We start from the raw sequence: 22,350 nt of genomic DNA, 5'->3' as shown, positions 1-22,350 counted from the left end.
CTTATTTGAACTTGGCAATCATGTCCTTGATGCCAGGGATCGTCTCTACTTGGTACTCATGGTGTGGGTCGAAGTGCTGAATGAGCGACTTTTCGGTTTTGCCCACAATGATGGTGAAGTAGTACATTTCATAGCCCGGAGCGGCCACACTTGGGTGATAACCTTTGTCGATAGCAATCACAGAGCCTGTGCGCACGTGGTAAACCGGACCGAAGTCATCTTCATGTTCGTAAAGGAACTGGGCACCGAAGCCAAAGTCTGGGTTGAAACGGAACTGGTACACTTCTTCGTAAAGTGTCTCTTTGCTGCCATCAGGCTTAACGCGGTCTTCATCATGCTTGTGAGGAGGGAAACCTGACCAACCACCGGCACCAACGGTGAACAACTCGCTCACTAGCAGACGGCCGCGGTTATCGGCATTTGACTGACCCAGTACGTGTTTAATCTTACGGTGGGTTTTAGTGTCATCAGAGCCATACTGAACAATATCAACATTCTCTTCTCGGACACAGAATGGTTCCAGCGACTGTTCGAACTTACCGCCTGCAATCATCACATCAGCCGTATCGCTAACACAGTCAACGGTTGCGCTGTAGCCAAGCGGGACATACACCGCTTCAGGGTTACCGTCCCATACAGACTTACGCTTACCGATATTGTCGAATACTTCGGTCTTTTCACCATTGGTCACTGTGATTGAACAGGTACCGCCAGCCAGAACGATGACAGATTCATAGCCTTCAACAACGTGCTGGTGCTGCTCACCTTGAGCCAAACGAACTTGGTTGAAATAGCACAGTGGTGTTACTTCATCATTAACATCGATGATTGGTTGGTTTTTATTGTCAAATGGTGGGATATGCTTGCCCATGTTACTCTCTCCTCACTGCCCTGCTATTCCAACTGTCATTCGCCAGCACAGTGTTTATCAGTCTAATTTGTTTGAATAAAAAGGCCGGGCCTCGATGGTTTGTACCCTTCTAGACGTGTCCAGTAAAAATACTGACCCGGCAGGACCTAATTACCTTTAATCACTTCGTCCGGAGGTGGTTTATTAAAGGCTTTGTTCTCTGGTCTCAATAAAATCGAATAATTGTTCTTTGGTTGGCATCGCTTCGGTACAGCTATTACCGCTCACATTAATGGCAGCAGCGGCTGAACCATGTTTTACGCCGTCTTCTAACTCGCCACCGTTAACCAGTGTCCAAATCAAGCCACCAGCGAATGAGTCACCCGAGCCAAAAGGTTTTTGAACTTCTACGCGGAAGATGCCTTGCTGGAACTTGTGGCCGTCACGGCAGTAAACTTTAGAGCCGAACTCACCGGCTTTGATCACCACTACCTGGGTATTAGCTCGCAGGAAGCGCTCTGCCGTTGCATCGTCATCCTTGTTGCCCGGTGCCAACACGGTTTCCATCATGTCGAATTCTTCGCGGTTACCGATAACGATATCGGACAAGCTTGCTGCAATGCCGTAGTAGATAGAGGCATCAACATCGGTGCGCCAAGAATATGGGCGGTAATCAACATCTAGAACGACTAGCGTATTGCTACGGCGTGCATGATCCATCGCAATCAATGTGGCTTCACGGCTCGGGCTTTCAGAAAGCGCTGTACCTGTAACTACCAACACTTTTGCATTGGCGATGTATTCTGGGTCTACTTGCTCTGGCTTGATGGTCAAATCAGAGGCTGTATTGCGGTAAATCAATACCGTACAGTCACTTGGTTTCATCTCGGTAAACGCAACGGAAGTGCGCGAGCCCGAGTTGTCTGTCATCATGCCATCAAGGTTAATACCCTGGCCTGACATGTACTGCTTTACGTAGCCACCGAATGCATCATCAGCGACACAACCAATAAACCCTACTTTGCCGCCTAACTTGCTAACCGCCACTGCAATATTGGCTGCAGAGCCGCCGACAAACTTATTAAAGCCAGAAATGTCTGCCATGTCCGTGTTTGATTCACGGGCGTAGAGATCTACGCCCGCACGTCCCAACACGATGGCATCCAGCTTACGGTCTTGCTGAAGTGCAATCTTTGTCATGGTCCGTCCTTTCGTTATTACTTGTATTCAACCCATGCAGCGTTTTGGTCTGCTGACTCAACACACTTCTCACATAGGCGTACGCCTTCGATACCTGCATCGATACCTGGGAACCAGATACCTGCCAGTGTTTCTTGGTCATCACGGTCTGCAGCATCGAATGCCAATGCAAAACGGTGATATAGGTTTGCCCAAGACTCGAAGTAACCTTCAGCATGACCACCACCAACGCGGTTAGCAGCAACGCCTTCTACGTCTTGGTATAGGTAGCCCATACCGCGGTCTAGAATGCGTGGAGGCTCGCCCTGAATTTCGTAGCGAAGCTGGTTAGGCTGCTCATCCCACCACTCGATAGACGCTTTAGAACCCACGATGCGGATCTTCTGCTGGTGCATAGAGCCTGCGTTAACCGCTGATGCCCATAGCGTGCCCACAGCACCGCCTTTGAATTCCATCATCACGTGGGCGTTATCTTCTAGCGGTGTGCGTGATTTGATGAAGCTCTGGCGCATGCAAGATAGGCGGTCTACTTCCAGCCCTGTCATCACTTCACACAGGTAGAACGCGTGGGTACCGATATCGCCTAGCACGTACGTTGGGCCAGAGACTTCTGGGCTTACACGCCACTTCAAGCCTGGATCGTTTAGTTCGTACTCTTCGTTGTGGAAGCCATGCGCGAACTGCATGTTGATAACGCGGATTTCACCTAGGTCGCCACGCTTAACCATTTCGCGTGCCTGCTGAACCATTGGGAAACCGCTGTAGCCATACATCACGCCGATAACACGGTTGTTCTTCGCCGCAATTTCCTTCAGCTCTTCTGCTTCTTCTGTAGTGAAAGTAATTGGCTTTTCACACACCACGTGTAGCTTTGATTCAAGTGCTGCCTTACAGATTTCGTAATGCGTCGAGTTTGGCGTTGCGATAGATACCGCCTGAATGCCATCTTCGCGCTGGGCTTCTTGCTCGAACATCTCTTTGTAGTTGGCGTAGCAACGGTCGCCATCAAGGCCGAGGTTTTCACCGAAGTCACGGCAGCGCTGAGGATCAAGGTCAAAAGCACCGGCTACCAACTTGAACAAACCATCACGCTGTGCAGCGTTACGGTGAGAGTAACCGATCTGGCTACCACGACCGCCGCCCACCATTGCCCAACGGATAGGTTGATCAAAATGACGTTCTTCATTAAACATGGCTTCACTCCTTGCCAGGTATCCCCACCACTTTTTGAGAGAGACCTGCGTTTCAGATATTGGAAATAGTTTGTTCTTTTTTACTGAGTTCTTGTTTGCAAAGTTCTTGTTTACAAAGTTTTTATTCTCAGAGGCTCTCTGTGATAAGAGCCTCTTGGTTAATAAATTCTCTATACACCACGCCTTTGTGTAGCTCGGCCTTCTTCCCACTCTGCGACTTTCTGTGCAGTGTGGTCGTTGCGAGTCACTTCAGGCAGACCTACTTCCCACCAGCAGTCACACTTAGACCATGCCGCAGGTGATACCGGGTCGATATCCACCACAATCACGTAAGTACGGTCAGCTTCTTTAGCGCGGGCGAATGCTGCATCAAAGTCTTCGATAGAGGTCAGCTTCTCGGAAATCGCACCTTGAGCTTCTGCATGCTTGGCAAAGTCTACGCGGGCCAACTCGCCATCTGGGCGGCGGCAGTCTTCAAGCAGGTTGTTGAACGACTCGTTGCCGGTATTATTCTGTAGTTTGTTGATAACCGCGAAACCGCCGTTGTCACACACCACGACAATCATCTTGTGACCAGTCAGTACTGAGGAGTAGATATCTGAGTTCTGGATAAGGTATGAACCGTCACCAACTAGCACTACAACGTCGTTATCTGGGTTGGCAATTTTCGCGCCCCATCCGCCGGCAATCTCATAACCCATGCATGAGTAACCGAAGTCGATATCGAATTTACCGATCTGGTAGTTCTGCCAGTTCATTGACAGCTCAGCTGGAAGGCCACCTGCAGCAGTCAGTACGGTATCGCCTTTTTCCATTGACTTGTTTAGCTTGCCGATCACTTCCGCGTAAGAAGACATGCCCGGTAGCAAGTCGCCTTCTTGCGGGTGAGTACGGCGGTGAACCAGTTCTTTCCACTCATCCGCTTCTGCCTTGGCTTTTGCCGACCACTCATCACCTGAGCGCCAGTCGCCAAGTAGAGCAGACAGCTTGGTCATCGATGTTTTTGCATCGCCCAAGATTGGGTAAGACATGTGCTTGATGGCATCGAATTTCGCCACGTTGATGCTGACCAGCTTCATCTCTGGGTTCTTGAACACAGTCCAAGAGCCTGTGGTGAAGTCTTGTAGACGTGTACCGATAGCTAATACCACGTCCGCTTCGTTAGCCATGTGGTTGGCTGAATCAGAGCCGGTAACACCGATTGGGCCTGCGTTCAGCGGGTTGCCCTGCAGCATGGTGGCGCGACCAGCAATGGTCTCGACTACAGGGATATTGTGTTTGCCAGCAAAGTCAGCCAGCTCATCAGTAGCAAGTGAGTAGTGCACGCCGCCACCTGAAATGATCAGTGGCTTATTCGCTTGCATTAGGATTTCTTTCGCTTCTTCCAGAACAATCGCTTCAGGCTCTGGACGGCGGATACGGTGTACTTTCTCGGCGAAGAACACTTCAGGGAAGTCGTAAGCGACACCCTGGATATCTTGCGGTAGGCCAAGGAATACTGGGCCACAAGTGGCTGGGTCTAGCATGGTATCAAGCGCTTGCGGCAGCGTGTGCATTAGCTGAGATGGAGATAGAACGCGATCCCAGTAGCGCGTTAGCGGTTTAAAGGCATCATTTGAAGTCACAGACGGATCTTCGAAGTTCTCCGGTTGCTGCAAAACAGGGTCTGGCAGGCGGCTAACATAGGCGTCACCAGCAATAAGTAGTAGAGGTAGACGGTTGGTGTGTGCGATACCCGCAGCGGTAACCATGTTGGTTGCGCCTGGGCCGATAGAGCTGGTTGCAATACCAATGCGGCGACGCTGGTTAGCTTTCGCGTATGCAATGGCTGCTGTCGCCATCGACTGTTCGTTCTGACCACGCCAAGTTGGAATTTTATCTTCGATATTCTTTAGCTGCTGGCCAAAGCACGTCACATTACCGTGACCGAAAATCGCAAAGGCGGCACCAAAAAGTTGTTCTTTCTTTCCATCAATTTCAATCATTTGTGCTGCAAGGTACTTGGCAAGTGCTTCAGCAACGGTCAGGCGTACAGTATTCATTGTCTTCCTCGTTTTTCGATAGTCGAAAAATATTTCCTTTACTCACGGCAACTTTTTCATCGTTCTTGCTATGAGATGTTAAGGAGGCCTAGCCTGCCCCCTTATCCTTCAGCCTTTACTTACAGGCCGTATTTAGTCGCGTAGCCAGTGATGTTCTCAAAAGCGGTTTTTGCGAAAGTCAGCGGGTGCGCTTTTGCAGGATCCTGCTCAGCTTCAACCAATAGCCAACCTTTGTAGTCGCGCTCTTTCAGTGCAGCGAAAACGTCATCGTAATCAACATCGCCAGTGCCAGGAACGGTGAATACACCATCAAGAACTGCGTTAAGGAATGATTTGTCTGCATCACGAGCGGCCTTCATAACGTCTAGGCGTAGGTCTTTAAAATGCATGTGGCCGATACGGTGGCCCCAGCGCTTGATCATAGTGACAGGGTTACCGCCACCGTAGGTGATGTGGCCAGTATCCAGTGTTAGGTGAACAGCGTCGCCAGTCAGTTCCATCATTAGGTTGATGTCATCTTCTGTTTCACAGATAGTGCCCACGTGATGGTGGAAAGACAGCTTGATGTCGTGCTCGTTAAGTAGGTAATCAGCCACTGTAGTTAGCTTCTCACAGTAAGCCTTCCACTCATCCATCGTTAAGATAACGCGCTGAGATAGAGGGGTATTGATGTCGCCGTGAACTGTGTTGCTCACTTCACCGAATACCATGGCATTACAGCCAGCAGCCTTAAGCAGTTTGATGTGCTCTTGCATTGCTGCGATTTCTTCTTCAGCGGTTAGCGTCATCAAGTTGCCGCTGTACCAACCAGAAGCAAGAACAAGGCCGTGCTGTTCTAGAAGAGGGATAAGCACTTCAGGCTCACGTGGGTATTTAGTACCTAGCTCAGTACCAGTAAAGCCCGCTTCCGCCATTTCACTCAAACATGTTTCCAATGGGATCTCGCCGCCCAGTTCAGGCATATCATCGTTAGTCCAAGTTAGTGGGCTGATTCCGTATTGAACATTGCTCATGTTTGTACTCCAATTTTTTTGATTATTAAATTCCGGGTCGGTGACGATTGTGGTCAGTCCAGTGGAATATGTTCTTTAGGAATCTCTGAACCGCTTTTCAATCTGCACCATTTGCTTCACTGGAAATCACTATAACCGAAAAAATAAAAACGAAAAATATTTTTCACCAGTCACAATCGTTTTCACTTTTCCACATCAAAATGAAAAAACCCCAGTAATCACGCGGCTTAGAAGAAATTCTTGAGCAAGATCACAATTAATTATAACCATTTAAAATCAAATACTTAACCAGAAAACAAGTAACGGAAAATATTTTTCGCAATTTGACGTAAGTATCATTTTTAGACAAAACCACTTATTGGCTATAGCCGTAAAAATATTGGGAGCTTATGATTTAGGCCGTCACCAAGTGGAAAATTATTATCAAGGCAATAAATTACTATTACAAATATTGGTGGTGAGAATAATGCCGATGCAAATACCCTACAGTAATTAGCGCATTGGAAAGCTACCCAACTCAAACTTATTCGATGGTTGAGTAAGAGACGGGGATCTCATAAAGGAGTAGAACATGTCACCCACAACCGCGGCCGAGGCCCGAAAACATAACTTTGCATATATCATCAGAATTTGTTGTATCGCAGCCCTAGGGGGAATTTTATTAGGTTACGATACCGCTGTTATTTCAGGCGCCATCGGTCCTATCAGGGAGCACTTTGGCTTAACCCCGGCACAAACCGGCTGGGCAGTATCAAGTGTTGTTCTAGGTAGTATTATCGGTGCCGTCAGCGCCGGTTGGTCCGCACTAAAGTACGGACGCCGTAACACCCTCTTCATCGCCGCTATCCTCTTTATGATCTCCGCCATAGGCTCCGCACTGGCAACCACCTTCTCTTTCTACGTTATGCTTCGCATCGTTGGTGGTGTCGCAGTTGGTTTGGCCTGTGTGGTTTCACCTATGTACATGTCGGAAGTGGCACCGAAAGATTTCCGTGGCCGTGCGGTGAGTATGTTCCAGCAGTCTGCCGTTATCGGCCAGACCGGTGTATTCTACGTTAACTACCTGATTGCCAAAGGTATGAGTGAAGCTTGGTTGGTTGATATGGGCTGGCGCTGGATGCTGGGCTCAGAGGTGATCCCTGCCGCGCTATTTGCCGGTCTATTGTTCCTTATTCCGGAATCACCACGCTGGTTGGTATTGAAAGGCAAAATCGACCAAGCAAAAGAAACTCTATCGCGTATTTCCAACCCGAAACATGCTGATCAACTTATCGGCGAGATCCAGGATTCACTGGCTGACTCCAATCAACCGGGCAAAAAACAAGTTAGCCTGCGCTCACCGCTGCTGTTCGCTATCTTGGTGATCGGTACCTTCGTCGCCGCTGCCCAGCAGCTGACCGGTATCAACGTCATTATGTACTACACGCCGGAAATCCTGCGTCCAATTACTGGCAGCACAGAGAATGCGCTGTTCCAGACTACTTTCGTTGGTGTCGTCTTCATCCTGGGTAACGCTCTGGGTATGTACTTGATTGATAAAGTCGGCCGCCTACCACTGATGAAATACGGTACCTTTGGCTGTGCCGTCGGTATGACAGTGGTTGGCTTCGTGCTATACACCGGCACTGAAGGCTATGCGGCCCTGTTTGCTCTGTGTCTATACGTTGTTTCATACGCGACCTCTTGGGGCTGTGCGTGCTGGACCATGATTTCTGAAATCTTCCCGAACAGCATCCGCTCCCGTGCAATGGCTATCGCAGTGGGTGCCCAGTGGTTCACTGGCTTCATTGTGACCCAGTCATTCCCAATGCTGAACGAAAATGCCTTCCTGAAAGAGAACTTCAACGGCGCGTTCAGCTTCTGGTTGTTCGCAGCCCTGTCGCTAATCTGTATGTTTGTGGTCGTTAAATATGTACCAGAAACCAAAGGCGTCAGCTTGGAGAAAATGGAAGAAGCCATGGCCAAGAAGCTTGGTAAGAAAGTCCCGGCTAAAACTGCAGAAACCACCGCTTAACTTTTATAAATAGAACGAATGGCAGGCTTTCGTAAAGAAAGCCTGCTTTTGCATCATCACAAGGGAGAAATAATGCTCGATAAAATGGCTTTCTTTGTTTACGTCATCCGCACCGGTTCCATTTCTGCCGCCGCGCGGAAATTCAATATCTCTGTTTCTGCTGGGAGTCGCTGGCTACAGGATCTCGAACAGAGCTTTGGTATTACCCTCTGCCGCCGCACTAACCGGCTATTAACCGCCACCCCGGCAGGCCAAAAACTGGTTGATGAGTTCTCCCCTTTGGTTGATAACGCCGAGCAACTTTGTCGCAGCCTGCAAGATTTCCAGGAACAAGACAAAGGCCATATTAATATCGTTTGCACCCCTGTTTATGCCAATAATTTTTTGATGGATAAAATCAGTAACTACCTGATATCCCATCCGAATGTCACCTTTAACCTCAATGTGACGCCGTGGGCACTCGACCATGCTGCTGAGGCCGATTTGGTGATCAGTGCCAATGCTTGCTATCAAGGCTACCAGGAAAAAGATCTGCACCTAGTGCGTAGAGAGCTGATGCAAAGCCCGTTTGTTGCGGTGGCTTCTCCAACGTATCTGGAGCGAAACCCTGCCCCCGAACTGCCTACCGAACTTTCACAGCATCAATGCTTGTTCGCCACCACTCTGACCGGCAGCAATGATTGGATTTTCGAGCGCAATGGCGAAACCCAGATGATCAAAGTGCCTAAATCACTGGAAGTTAACGACAGCGATTTACTTTTACAAAGCGCGATAAAAGGCGCTGGAATTGCCTATCTTCCTGCTTTCATTGTTAATAAGCCATTATCTGATAAAGAGCTTACCCCTGTACTGGAAGAGTACGAAACCAGTATCTGGAGCCTCAACCTTTATTATCATCCACCGACAAAAGCTTCGGCGGTTGCGAGTCACTTCAAAAGCTACTTGCTAGACAATACGTAGCCCACTGGTTACAACAACGCACTGGAATGTCCATTCATAATGGCTTTTATGGATGGACATGTAAGACGTTTCTGGACAATTTCGAGCTTCGTTCTTTCTAATTTAGTAACACATGAATTAACTGAAGTATGGCAACTCACTTCGTCGAGTGCTCGATATCACTGGGGCAGGTCAAAATGAAAACACCGCTATAATTCTACAAATTAGCAGCTAAAGTTGTCCAAAATCGGCTGGGTCATTACAAGAATCCTCACAAAACAATATCAAATAACCATGACGAGAATTGTGCCCCTGCTTGATGTAGTTGAACCAAGAACGCCAGCAGACCCTCTGGCAGGATAGTTGTCACTGTTAAAATATCAGTAAATTTTATGTCCGCAGTAAGTTTTTGGGACTACAAGATAAAGCCCTGTATATTAACGCAGCAATCAGAAAACTTTTAGTTGAATCTAAAATAATTCCTAAGTACCATCACGCGCTCTCTGAACTCACAGAAAAAATCCGGACTAAAATTGAACTCACTTGATGAACTGAACGCATTCGCTCTTAAACTGCAGGAAGGTAAACTCCCTATTAGTGTTAAGGAATCATACAAAAAATATTTATATGAAGCTGCTTTTAGAACTATTAACCATATTGATTTACCCCTAACTACAGATGTAGATCAGATCTCTGAAGAAACAATTAGGAAGTGTATAAGAGACAGTGCTACAAAAGGTGTCAGAAAAGACTCCACAATTGATCGAATGTATAAAAACTGGATTGCAGTTGTTAAACACTTTAAAGCACATCAACAGCAATGTTATTCCGAAAATACTGTCGCTGAAGGTCTTGATCTCGAGCACAAGTCAGGAAGTACGAATGCTATTCTTACCTCAACACCTGATTACTCCGTTTTAAGCCATGAGCGCAACCAAAATGAAGGTGAACTAGAGATAGTTTTTGGGGAGATTAATAAGTATCAATCGCTCTGTCGCCGTTTTCCTGAACTAGAACCAAAGCTGACGCCACTTCTCAAGCAAGCCAAACAACGCTCTGCAGGTCTGCTAGGTAGTATAAATGCTTTGACAGAAGCACTTAGAGTACTCAAGGAGGATAAGTCAGCGTGTTAAGACATTGGCAGGTAGAATGCTCAGAACAAGCGTTACAGAAATATAAATCAAAGCAAGCCCATTTTTTCTGCCAAGCCACACCTGGTGCCGGTAAAACTGTGCTGGCAGCAAACATAGCTTCGAGATTACTTCAAAATGACATGATAGATCTTGTATTGTGTTTCTCACCTTCATTAGCTGTTGCAGAGGGGATTAAGAAGACCTTTTCGAACACTCTAAAATGTTCTTTTAGTGGCGAGTTAGGCTCTATCGGATGTTCACTTACTTATCAATCGATTCAATTTCTCAATGAGGAATTTTGGAAAACTTTGAGTAACTTTCGTGTGTTTGTCGTGTTTGATGAAATCCATCACTGCTCTGGTTCAGAGGCTGGGACTGCGAATGTCTGGGGGCAACAAATACTAACAAAAATTCAAGGGTTAGCTACATACACTCTTGCAATGTCTGGAACTCCTTGGCGATCGGATTCGTTGCCAATAGTAATGGCTGAATATAGCGCCCCCGATGGAAAGTTACTGGTCGACTACCAATACAGTTTAAAGCAAGCCATTGCCGATAAAGTTTGTCGTAGCCCTAAGATTGTACTTGTCGATAATGAACATTTGACAGTAACTAACGATGATGAGAAACAATCCTTTTCGTCGATTCTGGAGATGCTTAAACAAACTAAGACGTCTTACCAAAGTGTTCTTCACAATCAAGAAGCAATGGAGCACCTACTTGGCCTAGGCTGCAAAAAGCTAGTAAAGCTGCGCCGTCTAAAAAACGACGCCGGGGGCTTGGTCGTTGCCTCATCTGTTGCGCATGCACAAGAGATTAAAAGGATACTTACTAAAAAATACGCTCAAACAGTTTCTATCGTAACGTATCGTCACGAAGAGCCACTGGCAGAAATAGAACGATTTCGCAGTGGCAATACGCAATGGATCGTTAGTGTAGGGATGATTAGCGAGGGGACTGATATACCTCGCCTACAAGTTTGTTGCCACATGAGCTCGATAAAAACTGAGCTGTATTTTAGGCAAGTACTTGGTCGTATCCTGAGGGCAAATGGAATGGATCGTCAGTATGCATGGCTGTTTACTTTTGCAGAGCAAAGCTTGGTAGAGTTCTCTGAGCAAATAGAGCAAGACATCCCAACGTCTTGCATGTTCACTAGCGTAAAAGCACCAATAGTGCAGGATTTAATTTCTGCAGTTAAGTTGCTAGGAACTCGATCAACCCAACAAGCTGAAGGCTGTGCTGACCCGAGAGTTATCTGGGACGAAAAAACTACTCATGGCTCCCCTCAAGCACTAAATTGTACTTTAGATGAAATAAGGCTCGGCTTATTCAAGCAAAGGGTTATTGCAGCATTTACGTCACATGAACAGTAAGGTTACAAAGATAAGCAAGGCTACTAAGCCTTGCTCTGAGCTCAAAAGCTCATTGACAACATCACACGCTAGCAGCTATCCAGCAAGCATATGGACAATTCTGAGTTAATATTTGTAACAACTTTGACTAAACTCTTATAGAGTTAATTGATTAGGGAGATATCAAACTAGATTTTTGTAGCAATAATTTGTATTAGTTCCGACTAGATCTGACACTTCAATTGAAATGAAGAGAGTTACCCACTTTGATTAAAGGTGCTGAATCCGTAATCAAAGACAATAAGAGGTAACTCTCATGCTTCATACTAGCAATCCAATCATCAAACACAAAGCTGGGCTTCTCAATCTTGCAGAAGAACTCGGTAATGTATCAAAAGCTTGTAAAGTCATGGGTGTCTCAAGAGACACTTTCTATCGTTATCAAGAGTTGGTAGAAACAGGTGGTATCGATGCTCTGATTAATCAAAGCCGCAGAACACCAAACTTAAAGAATCGTGTCGATAGTGAGACTGAGCAGGCTGTGCTCAAATACGCCATCGACTTCCCTGCGCATGGACAAGTCAGAACAAGCAATGAACTGCGTAAACTAGGCGTGTTTATCTCTCCAAGTGGCGTACGCTCAATCTGGCTCCGCAATGACCTAGAAAACTTCAAGAAACGTCTTATCGCACTGGAAAAACAGGTCGCAGAGGACGGTATAATCCTAACGGACGAGCAAGTCGCTGCCCTTGAGCGCAAGAAGCATGATGATGAGGCCTGTGGTGAGATAGAAACTGCACACCCAGGTTATCTCGGCTCTCAAGACACGTTCTATGTTGGCAATCTGAAAGGTGTTGGACGCATCTATCAGCAGACGTTCGTTGATACCTATAGCAAAGTTGCTTTCGCTAAGCTCTATACGACAAAAACACCTATCACCGCAGCAGATATGTTGAATGACAAGGTTCTACCGTTCTTCGAGACTCACGAGTTGCCAATGCTGCGAATCTTGACTGACCGGGGTACTGAATACTGCGGTCGAGTTGAGCAACATGACTACCAACTTTACTTAGCCATCAATGATATCGATCACACTAAAACTAAAGCCATGTCGCCACAGACAAACGGGATCTGCGAGCGCTTCCACAAGACCATATTGAATGAGTTCTACCAAGTGACGTTCAGAAAGAAACTGTATGGCTCAATGGATGAGTTGCAGAAAGATCTGGACGAATGGGTGGACTACTACAACAATCATCGTACCCATCAAGGAAAAATGTGCTGTGGCAGAACGCCCATAGAAACATTAGAGGATGGGAAATCAATCTGGGCCGAAAAGAATCTAGCCCAGATATAATCTGACAGGCACCAAGTCGAAAGTGGGTAACTGTCAGATCGGGTCTGAATTAGTACATTTAATGAGTAACAATGCCAAACAATTCAGCTAATAGGGTCGCCCTTTCATCAGAATGATACGGGGTAATGGTTTTGCCCTCACTGGATGTTCTTGCTACATGCTCGTCAGACAACGCGATTCTTGTGTCACCCTGTAACTTTGAAACCACCCACTGTTTATTAAAGATTGATCGTTCATCATGCTCGATAAACGCAATACCATGTTTGAAGTCGATACGCTGATAAGGTTCATCGATGAATTGATAACGTGGTGACAGGCCTGGATTCTCTTTCCCCTTATCGCAATTAATGTCATGCAGCCACAATTGATAACAGTCCTGTCCAATGGGCTTTATTTGATGGGTAATGCCAAGGTGTTCGAAGCCAAGGCTGCCATCCATAGGAATAATTTGGGACATCGCCCGGGCATCCCCGACATCTGCGATGTACTTTTGCTCATCAAGCTCAAGAACCAGAGTGATGTGATTCGCAACATCTCTTAATTCACCTTCAACAAACATTCTTGCCGCAACACGATATACGCGGTAACCACAAAATGTAAGCAGCTCAAACAAGAAATTATTGAGCTCGAAGCAAACCCCTCCCCGTTTCGACAGAATTAATTTTTGGTAAAGGTGAGAGGTTTCATCATTGATTGGAATACCTGATAGCACATCCAAGTTCTCAAACGGAATCGCCGTCACCATCGCCTGGCAAAGTGCGTTTGCCCCTTCAAGGCCACTTAGTTGTGACAGCTGAAGACCAAGTCGCTGTTCAATTTGGGGTATCCAAGCTTTCTCTATCAACATCTGCTCCAATTATTTTTCGGTGGCTGCCAACAATGCTGCCCTATCATATAGCAACATAAAATCTGCAACTACGGAGGTAAATCAAGATTTTCTAACCCATACCACAGAAATCCCACAATAGTCGGTAGTAACCTGTTGGTTTCAAGAAGAATAACGCCACATAACCTTTTGGAACATCCTATGTATTTTAACCATCTCCAACAACCTATTGGCTCACCAATGCCTGACTGGCAAGGTGCCACCGTCCCAGAGCCTGTGACACTTTCCGGGCACTTTACCCGCTTAGAACCGCTTAACCCAAGCCGCCATGGCGATGATCTGTTTGCAGCATTCTCTGCCGACAAAGAGAACCGATTATGGACTTACATGTTCATGGGGCCATTTGATAGCAAAGAGAGCTTCTTTGACTGGCTAACCCCTCTAAAGCAAAGCCGCGACCCGCTTTTCTTTGCCATTATCGACCCTGCGACAGAACAAGCCGTGGGTATTGCTTCCTATATGCGAATTGTTCCCCAAATGGGTGTCATTGAAGTTGGCAACTTTCTTTTCTCGGCCAAACTGCAAAAAACGCCTGCTTCAACCGAAGCCATCCACCTAATGCTTAAACACGCCATCGAAACATTAGGCTACCGCCGCTGCGAGTGGAAGTGTGATTCCCTCAACCAGCCTTCGCGCCTTGCAGCAGAGCGCCTAGGGTTCACTTATGAAGGGTTGTTCAGACAAGCAATCGTCTACAACGGACGAAATAGAGATACTACTTGGTATGCCATCATTGACAGCGACTGGCCGCAAATCTCCAGCGCACATCAAGCTTGGCTGTCAGCGGATAATTTCGATGAAAAAGGAAGGCAGAAACAGCGCTTAGCAGACCTACTTCACTAGGCATAGCCTAACTATTTATAGCGTGTTATTTGGCTTTCCTTTAACCTAGCGCCGTACTGAACTGATAAGAAACAAAATTCAACAAAGGGATAACTGTGAAAATTTACCAGATCACCGACACTCACCTAGCCGTGGCTAGCAATGAGCTAGATGCCAATCTCATCAGGCTATTAGACATTGTTAACCAAGATAAGGACGAGAAAGTTTTGCTGCTGACCGGTGATCTTGCCAATGCCGCAGTCCCTGCTGCTTATCAGCGTATCCGAGCTTACCTTGAAGCCTGCGAGTTCATTACCCATTGCTATGCGCTTGCAGGAAATCATGACGATCTGAATGTTATGAAAACTTGCTTCAAGGGCAGCAAAATTAAGATTCGCCAATCAGCAACTGTGCACGGTATCCCTTTCCATTTCCTCGATACCAGCGAAAAGCCACAGGCAAATCTCTGGAGCTTGGTGCTGGGAGAGTTACAAGCAGAGAGATAGTGGCTCTAAGAAAGGCCATAAGGAAAACACCAAGGTTAATCGTCTCACACCACCCGATCCTTGATGTTAGCGAGCAATGGTTCAAGCAGATTGGCATTGAAAACCAAGCTGAGGTTGTTCGCTGTTTTACAAGCAAATGCAATGTGATTAGTGGCCATGCTCATCACCACTTTGATATTGAGGAAGGCGATGTCCGCCAGTTGGTCGGCATCGCTTCAGCCTATGGTTTTGAGCACCAAACTAATTCCCCACAGCGCAATGGCAGCAAAGGGATGACCATCTACAAAGCTAACTGGAAAGGTGGGGAAATCTGTGTCGAACACCTTGGCAACCACCAGCTATAGCTTCTTCTATATCTGATTACCACTGGTTTTGAGAAATGGTGCTCAAAATACAGCCCAGTCAAGTACTCACTGGGCTTGGTCTATGGCACTTATTGGTGGTGAAGTAGCTCTACGCCATCAAGTTCCACAATGGCTTGTGACATAGGTAATACCTGCCCCTCAGAAAGTAGGGACTCAAATTTTTCATTCGGCAGCGCCACCGAGTACGCACAGCGATCTTCTATACACACAAGTGCTTTGTCGTCAGAGCGGTGAATATCAGTGATCTTCTGCGTCATTGCCATACCTGCGACAAGCTGCTCGCCGGAAGACGATAGATCGAATAAGGTCGCTGTACTTGGGTACAGCACATCAACCTGCTCAACACTATCAGTCGGCGTAGATGTGCAGGCAGATAAGACAAAAGCAGCAAAAGCTGGCAAAAGAAGGTACTTGGTTTGCATTATGTCCCTTAATAATAGATTCCCTCCCCTATAGGAAGAACTAGGTAATATCCTACATCATCAAAAGACTAAGGCCACTTACCTTTGCCAAAATAGCCACTAAATGTCGTAAAATGACACTGTTGACATAAAAGCCGTAAGCTTTAGGTTGGTAGCTCTTTTATGCCCCTTTCCTTGTTTCAGCTTGCTGACGGTTAACTTCATCTAAGCGTTATTTGACTTACTTTCTCTCATATCAGTGACGTGATCATCAAGAGGCAAAAAGCAACCCCAGAATTAGTTCGCATCCTTACTATAACATTAGTAATGGTAGGCCAAATGTAATACTAACCATTACAATGCTAAGCCTTAATAACTTTCTGTTTTTTTAAAGTCAGCGATTAGAATTTCTGGCTTCATAAGACCCATCAACAGGCTAATGAATCAGACATAGTCTAATCCATTAACCTCCATAAGCTTGTTGATAAATAAAAGCAGATGAATTATTTATCAACTTTATAAGTAATGGTGGAGCCGCCTTCCCAGAATACACGATCCACTTCTGTTTTTGTGACATCTCTCCACGAGTCAAACAGAATATCACCTGGAGTCAATACGTTGTCTGTGTAGACAACAACCATTTCATCAGCATATGGCAGGAACAATTCCCATGTGGTTTTTCCGCCTGTAACAAGCAGCGTTTCATCACTGCCACTGAATTTATCTACCAGTTGTTTAAAATCAGTTACAACCTTTGCGTTTTCGTTGCCCATAAGATCAAAGTCTTCATCCAGAGATAAAACATTGATGTTCATGCCTTCTACAGCATTGGCATAAAATGCAGGGTAGGTAACACCTCCACTAGCGATATGTTCACCGTAGAAAAGTCGGCCTAGTTCAGCTTCAAAGTCTTTACCTTGTGGCCATTTTGCTACCCTGTTTTGCATATCCTGAGGATCTTTGCAGCCAATCATATTGCTGTCATCGGTCATAAATACTAGTCGGATCATGAAACGCTCCTATATTTGTTGTTTGTAAAATGTTTTATAAACGCAAAGTGCGTCTGCTATTGCATTATGAAATTAAGAACATTGTGTATTTTAAGAAGGCACTCAATATTCAGATTGAGATATTCTCTTTAAGTAAAATTCTTCAAACCCTGTTACTATGAAATAACTGGCGATACTGGACTCTCATCTGCCTTAAGTACCTGCCTGCATCACCACATGACTGCTCTAAGTGCAATGCCCATCACAATGGCGTACGCTGTAAGTACACAGGGGTAAATACGTTTAAACTAAATGGCTATTGACGCACAGTGAAAGACAATGCGACAAAGATTTAGACTCTGTCAGGCTAAATGCTTCTTCAAGAACCGACAATTGTTCGATTCGATCGAGATGAAAGTGGCGATAATCATCACTTTGTTCGCACCAAGCCACTAATGTCCAGTTGTTTCCCCAGAATATCTGCCCTAATGGTTGCAGTACGCGCTCAGTCACAAGGCCATCTTCAGTTATGTAATGAACTGAAACTTTATTTTGCTTATCAATTGCATGCCTTAGTAACTGCCCCCGCTTGGTGATATCAGACGGAATATGATTATCAGCAACAGCCATCGGGAAGGACTCGATTTGCTTCTTTACTCTGTCCGGCAGCACTGACTGTATTTTGGTTGACGCACTTTGAGCGGCTTTTGCAAGTTCTTCGTCTGACCAAGCTCGAACCATGCGCATACCCAGTTCAAACGCTACCATCTCTTGCTCTGTCAGCATCAAAGGAGGCAGGTGTGAACCAGCTTGTAGCATATAACCTACTCCGGTTTCTCCCTGAATGGGAACACCGGAATTTTGCAGTGACTGAATATCGCGGTAGATAGTCCGTTCACTCACATTCATTACTTTCGCAAGCTCAGTTGCGGTAACGGCATAGCGCTTTGAGCGTAGCACTGTCAGCAGGTCAAAAAGTCGTTCTGATTTACTCATATCAATTTCTATCCACCCGAACTTAGGGAATTCCTTTTATTTTAATTACTTGGTGATTAATAGCTAATGATTCAAAACCGATAAGTGACTTTGCTCGCCAGTCGTTCGTGCAAATCAATTGTTCAGTCGAGCGCGGATATTTTTACAACTACTGTCAGTTATTTTTAATGAATGTTTATAGCTCTGCTCAAGAGGCGTCTTCTCTCTGACCATGTCCTTGACGTTGAAATAATAGTATCTGACAGGAGTGTCAGTTTCTGTCAGTAGTGTGGGCAAATATTTTATTTTCAAATGTCAGCCACGATTAAGGCGTTGATTTAGTTGTGTTTTATGATAAAAAAAGGGGGGGGCTATCTATATTCTTCAAGGAAAGTTGCCTCAAAATCGGTGAGCTATTTTATAGGGTTAATGTTAACTAATTTTTTCCATGACTTTCCTAGCTAGAATGTCCCGCTAGCTTTCCTAAAATCCTAGTTGGCCAATAACATTCGAAGGAGGTCAACATGAGGAAGCAATCACCAAGGGCATGTAGCGGAATAAAAAGGCCATTCAAGCTTGAAGAAATCTGGCGAATCAGAACTCGATTAGAGCTTGAAAACGATTTGATGCAGCTTGCACTGCTTAATCTGGCAATTGATAGTAAATTGAGAGCCAGCGATTTACTTCAACTCCACGTATACGATGTATCATCCCAAGGAGTGATCTACGAAAGGGTGCAATGCATCCAGCAGAAAACTGGTACTGATGTGCATTACGAGATCACACCAAGAACGCAGGCAAAGTATCAGCCGATGGATCTATTCAGCCTCTCTAGAAGCAAATAATTACCTTTTCCCGAGTGCTCGACGAAAGGGGCAACCTATAAGCTACTCTTTTTATCGTTCAATAATCAGGAATTGGGCGAGCAAACTGGGGTTGAATGCAGATAATTATGGAACACATTCCATGCGTCGCACTAAAGCCACTTTAATCTACGCTAGAACAAAGAATATCAGGGCTGTGCAACTCCTGTTGGGGCACTCTAAATTAGATAACACAATCCGTTACCTTGGCGTTGAGTTGGAAGATGCACTGAGGCTTTCAGAGCAAACAGACTGCTAGAGTTAGTAATACAGGCTTTTTAATACACCGAAAAGCCTGTGCCGCAAAGCGTTGCAAGTGTTATTTCTTTGATTGTGAATAGTCTAATTACCAATAATAATGTAATGTATCTGCTTTATTTACTATGAACATTTAAATTATGAGTGATGTTTTTAAAACGCTATTAAACCTACGTTCTTTGCGCGCTACTGCACGAGAAGAGTTTACGTTAGAACAACTTCAAGAAGCCCTTGAGAAACTGCAAACTGTGGTTTCTGAGCGTGAAGAAGCTGAGGCAGAATCTCGCCAAGTAGAGAAAGAAAAAGAAGAAAAATTACAGGCGTACCGCGCTATGCTGATAGCAGATGGTATTGACCCAGAAGAATTGCTAGCAACATTGGCCGACACACCTAAAAAAGCTAAGCGTGCACCTCGTCCAGCTAAGTATAAATTCACCGTTGATGGTGAAGAGCGCACCTGGACAGGTCAAGGTCGTATGCCTGTGCCTCTGAAAGAGGCTATCGAGAATGAAGGAAAATCACTAGATGATTTTCTGATCTAATCTAATCGGGGAAAAGCCCCGATTGTTGGGGGCTTTCCCTTGAATTCAGCCTGTGCTTAATAGTTAGCTTTTTATCACTTAACTGACTTTGTAAGTATGTTCTGCCTCTTTCTAAGCTAGAGCATATATCCATCAATCTTTTCGGATCGCTATTTGACCTACTTTTTCTAATTATTTGTTCAGTGAAGAGAGGTCTTACCACTGGCTCTTGACTCGGCAGTAATTAATATATGTTGAAATCCCAAACTGAGGCACTGAGCAATCCCAAGCTAACCACATGATTTATAGATAAATAAAAAATAGAAGAAGAAATGTATATCTATTTGGTTCATACCGTGTATAGTAGCACTCAACTCAAACAGTGAGCTATTGATAACTTATTTAGTTCAAGCTCTTCTCAGTTCTCTATTGATTTGATTAATCATCTCTATCCTGCCCTGTGATACCTTTTTCTTCATTCCTTATTTAGTAGTTCGCTTTTTAACTCAATCTATCGAGATATACATGTCAAATAAAACAACTGGCTCAGTAAAATGGTTTAACGAAACAAAAGGCTTTGGATTTATCGCACCAGATAATGGGAGTTCTGATGTATTTGTTCATTTTAGGTCAATTACTTGCGATGGCTTCAAAACACTAGCGGAAGGTCAAAAAGTTTCCTTCAACGTGGAACAAGGTGGCAAAGGCCCACAAGCAGTCAACGTTACTACATTGTAAGAATTTTGGTGAGAACTTGCCTATTCCCTAGTGAAAGTAAGATCTCTCTATTTGAGCACTTATTAAGGAGTGAAATGATTAGAAGAACCAATCGAAAAAAATATTGGTACTATGTTTTGCGTGAGAAAAATCACCATAAGAGCAAAAGTTAATTGTATCAAGTTAAATATTATCTTTATCACAACAATACCTCTTGGTCAGCTATGATTAATCAGCTAAATAGCGATGTTTTAAAGCGTCATATCTTCCCTAGAGTAAATACTACCTGCCTTGACTTGCGTTTTACGTTTTGTGAGTCTGAAAATACTGGGGAAATCAGAAATGAAGAAGATATGGTTTTGGGACATTATTATATATTATAAGTAAAGGAGATTAGACTTTGAAAAAAACATCTGGTCGAAAATTGAAATCAAAAAATGTCGAAAGTCATGGCAACGGAGATCGTAAGGACAACATCCATAAGATAAGAAAGGAGATCGAGAATATTCTACTAGAACGAGAACAGAAAAAGCTATGGGAACTATGAAATGAAAATGAGAAAACCAGCAAAAAAATCAAGTAAGAATATTCGAAAAAACAACTTCGAAGAGAGGTTTTCTCTTATGGTAGCTGAGTATCACAAAGCTAAAGAAATTCTTGATTCTATGGCAGAAGGCACTCCAGAGTTTGCCAAACAGAAGAAAAAGTGTAATAGCCTGTTCGCTACCGCTGAACGGTTCATAAACACAAATTAATGCAATCTAATAGTTTTAGCCTTACTTGTGTGATTCATAGACATCCTTTCAACTATACTGGGTGTCTATGGACAGAGAAATCCAACAAAGACTTCAGTGGGTAAAAATGTATGAGGAATGTGGTGACGCAGGCCTCGTATGTCGACGCAGTGGTATTTCCAGACCAACATTACGCAAGTGGGCTAAGCGATATAAGGAGTGTGGAATAGCTGGTCTGGAAAGCCAGAGCAGACGCCCTCATTCATCTCCAGATACCAAAGTCACTGACAAGCTAAGAGCATTGATCCTTACGATGCGTGAGAAACGTAATCTAGGGGCGCGGCGTTTACAAACGGAATTAATCCGACTTCACCAAATACACCTAAGCACCGCAACACTCCATAAAGTTTTATCTGAAGCATCAGTGAAACCCATCGTAACTTACCGACGCAAAAAAGATTTCCAAAGATATGAGCGCCCAATTCCTGGTGATAGAGTCCAGATGGACACCTGTAAAATAGCGCCTGGAATTTATCAGTACACAGCTATTGATGACTGCTCTCGCTATCGGGTTCTAAGGTGCTACTCTCGACGCACAGCAGCAAATACAGTCGACTTTATTGATTGTGTCGTGGAAGAGATGCCATTTCCTATCCAGCGTATTCAGACGGACAGAGGGCGTGAATTCTTTGCTGAGAAAGTCCAGAAAAAACTCATGATTTATGGAATCAAGTTTCGCCCGAATAAACCTGGCTCACCTCACTTGAATGGTAAAGTGGAACGCTCGCAGAAAACAGATAAAAGTGAGTTCTATCCGACCATAGATGTCTCCGTGGGGCTGGAAGATCTGGATCTGCTACTAGCTGAAGACAACACTACTACAACTGGGAACGACCCCACAGCTCGTTAAATGGGCTAACCCCGATAGACAGGATTACGGAGATATCTGATCAGACTCCTTTGTCTGAAGACGTATCTCAGCACTACCAGATCGAGAAAGAGCGGTTTCAAGAGCAGAATTACAAGCTCGATCTTCAGCTAAGAAAATTGAAACCATCTCTATGATAGTGTTCATGCTCACCTAAATGCGACTTTGTTCTCACTTTTGTAATCGATTGTAAATAGCTGTAAAACACATTTAAGGCAGCCATCACGTTTCATTTTTCCCGTCTACATTGTAATCAGAAGGAATCGACACAACAGAATTATTCATTGTA

General features: G+C 44.9%; 20 protein-coding genes and 2 pseudogenes. 13 read left to right on the top strand and 9 right to left on the bottom strand.

Annotation, left to right across the window (positions count from 1 at the left end; translation table 11 throughout):
• Nucleotide 1 precedes the first annotated feature (1 nt).
• The 5 genes from ACXAGQ_RS16770 to iolE all read right to left on the bottom strand — a co-directional run bounded on the left by ACXAGQ_RS16770 (nt 2) and on the right by iolE (nt 6,298).
• A complete protein-coding gene (locus ACXAGQ_RS16770; protein ID WP_317522882.1) occupies nt 2-871 on the bottom strand; it encodes a 5-deoxy-glucuronate isomerase in 870 nt (289 codons plus the stop codon).
• 183 nt (nt 872-1,054) lie between these two features.
• Nucleotides 1,055-2,050: a 5-dehydro-2-deoxygluconokinase gene (gene iolC, locus ACXAGQ_RS16765; RefSeq protein ID WP_475255351.1), complete on the bottom strand. Its 996-nt coding sequence runs from the start codon at nt 2,048-2,050 to the stop codon at nt 1,055-1,057.
• A gap of 17 nt (nt 2,051-2,067) precedes the next feature.
• Nucleotides 2,068-3,243 carry a Gfo/Idh/MocA family protein gene (locus ACXAGQ_RS16760; protein ID WP_475255350.1) on the bottom strand — a complete coding sequence of 392 codons (1,176 nt, stop codon included), beginning with the start codon at nt 3,241-3,243 and terminating at the stop codon, nt 2,068-2,070.
• 170 nt (nt 3,244-3,413) lie between these two features.
• Nucleotides 3,414-5,285, bottom strand: coding sequence for a 3D-(3,5/4)-trihydroxycyclohexane-1,2-dione acylhydrolase (decyclizing) (iolD, locus tag ACXAGQ_RS16755; protein ID WP_475255349.1), 1,872 nt, complete (start codon nt 5,283-5,285; stop codon nt 3,414-3,416).
• 119 nt (nt 5,286-5,404) lie between these two features.
• A complete protein-coding gene (gene iolE, locus ACXAGQ_RS16750; RefSeq protein ID WP_475255347.1) occupies nt 5,405-6,298 on the bottom strand; it encodes a myo-inosose-2 dehydratase in 894 nt (297 codons plus the stop codon).
• Between the two features lie 571 nt (nt 6,299-6,869).
• Between iolE and ACXAGQ_RS16745 the strand changes: the two genes are divergently transcribed.
• The 5 genes from ACXAGQ_RS16745 to ACXAGQ_RS16725 all read left to right on the top strand — a co-directional run bounded on the left by ACXAGQ_RS16745 (nt 6,870) and on the right by ACXAGQ_RS16725 (nt 13,096).
• A complete protein-coding gene (locus ACXAGQ_RS16745; protein ID WP_475255346.1) occupies nt 6,870-8,312 on the top strand; it encodes a sugar porter family MFS transporter in 1,443 nt (480 codons plus the stop codon).
• Nucleotides 8,313-8,384: 72 nt separating this feature from the next.
• Complete coding sequence (locus ACXAGQ_RS16740; RefSeq protein ID WP_475255344.1) at nt 8,385-9,272, top strand: LysR family transcriptional regulator; 888 nt, start codon at nt 8,385-8,387, stop codon at nt 9,270-9,272.
• A gap of 512 nt (nt 9,273-9,784) precedes the next feature.
• Nucleotides 9,785-10,384 carry a hypothetical protein gene (locus tag ACXAGQ_RS16735; RefSeq protein WP_475255343.1) on the top strand — a complete coding sequence of 200 codons (600 nt, stop codon included), beginning with the start codon at nt 9,785-9,787 and terminating at the stop codon, nt 10,382-10,384.
• Nucleotides 10,378-11,760, top strand: coding sequence for a DEAD/DEAH box helicase (locus ACXAGQ_RS16730; protein ID WP_475255342.1), 1,383 nt, complete (start codon nt 10,378-10,380; stop codon nt 11,758-11,760). Before ACXAGQ_RS16735 ends, ACXAGQ_RS16730 begins: the two co-directional genes overlap by 7 nt.
• Before the next feature lie 295 nt (nt 11,761-12,055).
• Entirely contained in the window at nt 12,056-13,096 is a 1,041-nt protein-coding gene (locus ACXAGQ_RS16725; RefSeq protein ID WP_475250925.1) for an IS481 family transposase, read from the top strand.
• 58 nt (nt 13,097-13,154) lie between these two features.
• Here the strand turns inward: ACXAGQ_RS16725 and ACXAGQ_RS16720 are convergent, their stop codons facing one another.
• Nucleotides 13,155-13,943: an arylamine N-acetyltransferase family protein gene (locus ACXAGQ_RS16720; RefSeq protein ID WP_475255340.1), complete on the bottom strand. Its 789-nt coding sequence runs from the start codon at nt 13,941-13,943 to the stop codon at nt 13,155-13,157.
• Between the two features lie 180 nt (nt 13,944-14,123).
• Here ACXAGQ_RS16720 and ACXAGQ_RS16715 point away from each other — a divergent pair, with 180 nt between their 5' ends.
• From ACXAGQ_RS16715 to ACXAGQ_RS16705, 3 genes are all read left to right on the top strand, one after another.
• On the top strand, nt 14,124-14,825 hold the full coding sequence (locus ACXAGQ_RS16715; protein WP_475255339.1) for a GNAT family N-acetyltransferase: 702 nt from the start codon (nt 14,124-14,126) through the stop codon (nt 14,823-14,825).
• A 95-nt stretch (nt 14,826-14,920) separates the two neighbouring features.
• Complete coding sequence (locus ACXAGQ_RS16710) at nt 14,921-15,310, top strand: metallophosphoesterase family protein (RefSeq protein ID WP_475255337.1); 390 nt, start codon at nt 14,921-14,923, stop codon at nt 15,308-15,310.
• Nucleotides 15,310-15,654, top strand: coding sequence for a hypothetical protein (locus tag ACXAGQ_RS16705; protein ID WP_475255336.1), 345 nt, complete (start codon nt 15,310-15,312; stop codon nt 15,652-15,654). The genes ACXAGQ_RS16710 and ACXAGQ_RS16705 overlap by 1 nt, the downstream gene beginning before the upstream one ends.
• 89 nt (nt 15,655-15,743) lie before the next feature.
• Here the strand turns inward: ACXAGQ_RS16705 and ACXAGQ_RS16700 are convergent, their stop codons facing one another.
• The 3 genes from ACXAGQ_RS16700 to ACXAGQ_RS16690 form a co-directional block, all read right to left on the bottom strand.
• A complete protein-coding gene (locus tag ACXAGQ_RS16700; protein ID WP_475255335.1) occupies nt 15,744-16,097 on the bottom strand; it encodes a hypothetical protein in 354 nt (117 codons plus the stop codon).
• A 482-nt stretch (nt 16,098-16,579) separates the two neighbouring features.
• On the bottom strand, nt 16,580-17,086 hold the full coding sequence (locus ACXAGQ_RS16695) for a dihydrofolate reductase (protein ID WP_475255334.1): 507 nt from the start codon (nt 17,084-17,086) through the stop codon (nt 16,580-16,582).
• 282 nt (nt 17,087-17,368) lie between these two features.
• Nucleotides 17,369-18,061, bottom strand: coding sequence for a helix-turn-helix transcriptional regulator (locus ACXAGQ_RS16690; protein WP_475255333.1), 693 nt, complete (start codon nt 18,059-18,061; stop codon nt 17,369-17,371).
• Nucleotides 18,062-18,564: 503 nt separating this feature from the next.
• Here ACXAGQ_RS16690 and ACXAGQ_RS16685 point away from each other — a divergent pair.
• The 5 genes and pseudogenes from ACXAGQ_RS16685 to ACXAGQ_RS16665 all read left to right on the top strand — a co-directional run bounded on the left by ACXAGQ_RS16685 (nt 18,565) and on the right by ACXAGQ_RS16665 (nt 22,198).
• A pseudogene (locus tag ACXAGQ_RS16685) lies at nt 18,565-19,162 on the top strand (tyrosine-type recombinase/integrase).
• A gap of 139 nt (nt 19,163-19,301) precedes the next feature.
• Entirely contained in the window at nt 19,302-19,703 is a 402-nt protein-coding gene (locus tag ACXAGQ_RS16680) for an H-NS family histone-like protein (protein ID WP_475255332.1), read from the top strand.
• Between the two features lie 504 nt (nt 19,704-20,207).
• Nucleotides 20,208-20,420, top strand: a complete 213-nt coding sequence (cspE, locus tag ACXAGQ_RS16675) for a transcription antiterminator/RNA stability regulator CspE (RefSeq protein ID WP_475255331.1) — start codon at nt 20,208-20,210, stop codon at nt 20,418-20,420.
• 533 nt (nt 20,421-20,953) lie between these two features.
• The gene (locus ACXAGQ_RS16670; protein ID WP_475256606.1) at nt 20,954-21,154 is read left to right on the top strand and encodes a hypothetical protein; all 201 of its coding nucleotides are present in this window, start codon (nt 20,954-20,956) and stop codon (nt 21,152-21,154) included.
• Between the two features lie 67 nt (nt 21,155-21,221).
• Nucleotides 21,222-22,198 (top strand): annotated as a pseudogene (locus ACXAGQ_RS16665) (IS481 family transposase).
• Nucleotides 22,199-22,350 lie beyond the last annotated feature (152 nt).

It is taken from the genome of Photobacterium sp. ABD4_091 (assembly GCF_056160145.1).
Note: the sequence above shows the minus strand (reverse complement) of the source record. Positions and strands in the feature narration are given on the sequence as shown.

Bases quoted from the DNA above. Each gene is read 5' to 3' on its own strand.
- ACXAGQ_RS16770 (WP_317522882.1), bottom strand. From the start codon at position 871: ATGGGCAAGCATATCCCACCATTTGACAATAAAAACCAACCAATCATC.
- iolC (WP_475255351.1), bottom strand. From the start codon at position 2,050: ATGACAAAGATTGCACTTCAGCAAGACCGTAAGCTGGATGCCATCGTG.
- ACXAGQ_RS16760 (WP_475255350.1), bottom strand. From the start codon at position 3,243: ATGTTTAATGAAGAACGTCATTTTGATCAACCTATCCGTTGGGCAATG.
- iolD (WP_475255349.1), bottom strand. From the start codon at position 5,285: ATGAATACTGTACGCCTGACCGTTGCTGAAGCACTTGCCAAGTACCTT.
- iolE (WP_475255347.1), bottom strand. From the start codon at position 6,298: ATGAGCAATGTTCAATACGGAATCAGCCCACTAACTTGGACTAACGAT.
- ACXAGQ_RS16745 (WP_475255346.1), top strand. From the start codon at position 6,870: ATGTCACCCACAACCGCGGCCGAGGCCCGAAAACATAACTTTGCATAT.
- ACXAGQ_RS16740 (WP_475255344.1), top strand. From the start codon at position 8,385: ATGCTCGATAAAATGGCTTTCTTTGTTTACGTCATCCGCACCGGTTCC.
- ACXAGQ_RS16725 (WP_475250925.1), top strand. From the start codon at position 12,056: ATGCTTCATACTAGCAATCCAATCATCAAACACAAAGCTGGGCTTCTC.
- ACXAGQ_RS16720 (WP_475255340.1), bottom strand. From the start codon at position 13,943: ATGTTGATAGAGAAAGCTTGGATACCCCAAATTGAACAGCGACTTGGT.
- ACXAGQ_RS16715 (WP_475255339.1), top strand. From the start codon at position 14,124: ATGTATTTTAACCATCTCCAACAACCTATTGGCTCACCAATGCCTGAC.
- ACXAGQ_RS16700 (WP_475255335.1), bottom strand. From the start codon at position 16,097: ATGCAAACCAAGTACCTTCTTTTGCCAGCTTTTGCTGCTTTTGTCTTA.
- ACXAGQ_RS16695 (WP_475255334.1), bottom strand. From the start codon at position 17,086: ATGATCCGACTAGTATTTATGACCGATGACAGCAATATGATTGGCTGC.
- ACXAGQ_RS16690 (WP_475255333.1), bottom strand. From the start codon at position 18,061: ATGAGTAAATCAGAACGACTTTTTGACCTGCTGACAGTGCTACGCTCA.
- ACXAGQ_RS16680 (WP_475255332.1), top strand. From the start codon at position 19,302: ATGAGTGATGTTTTTAAAACGCTATTAAACCTACGTTCTTTGCGCGCT.
- cspE (WP_475255331.1), top strand. From the start codon at position 20,208: ATGTCAAATAAAACAACTGGCTCAGTAAAATGGTTTAACGAAACAAAA.
- ACXAGQ_RS16670 (WP_475256606.1), top strand. From the start codon at position 20,954: ATGAGAAAACCAGCAAAAAAATCAAGTAAGAATATTCGAAAAAACAAC.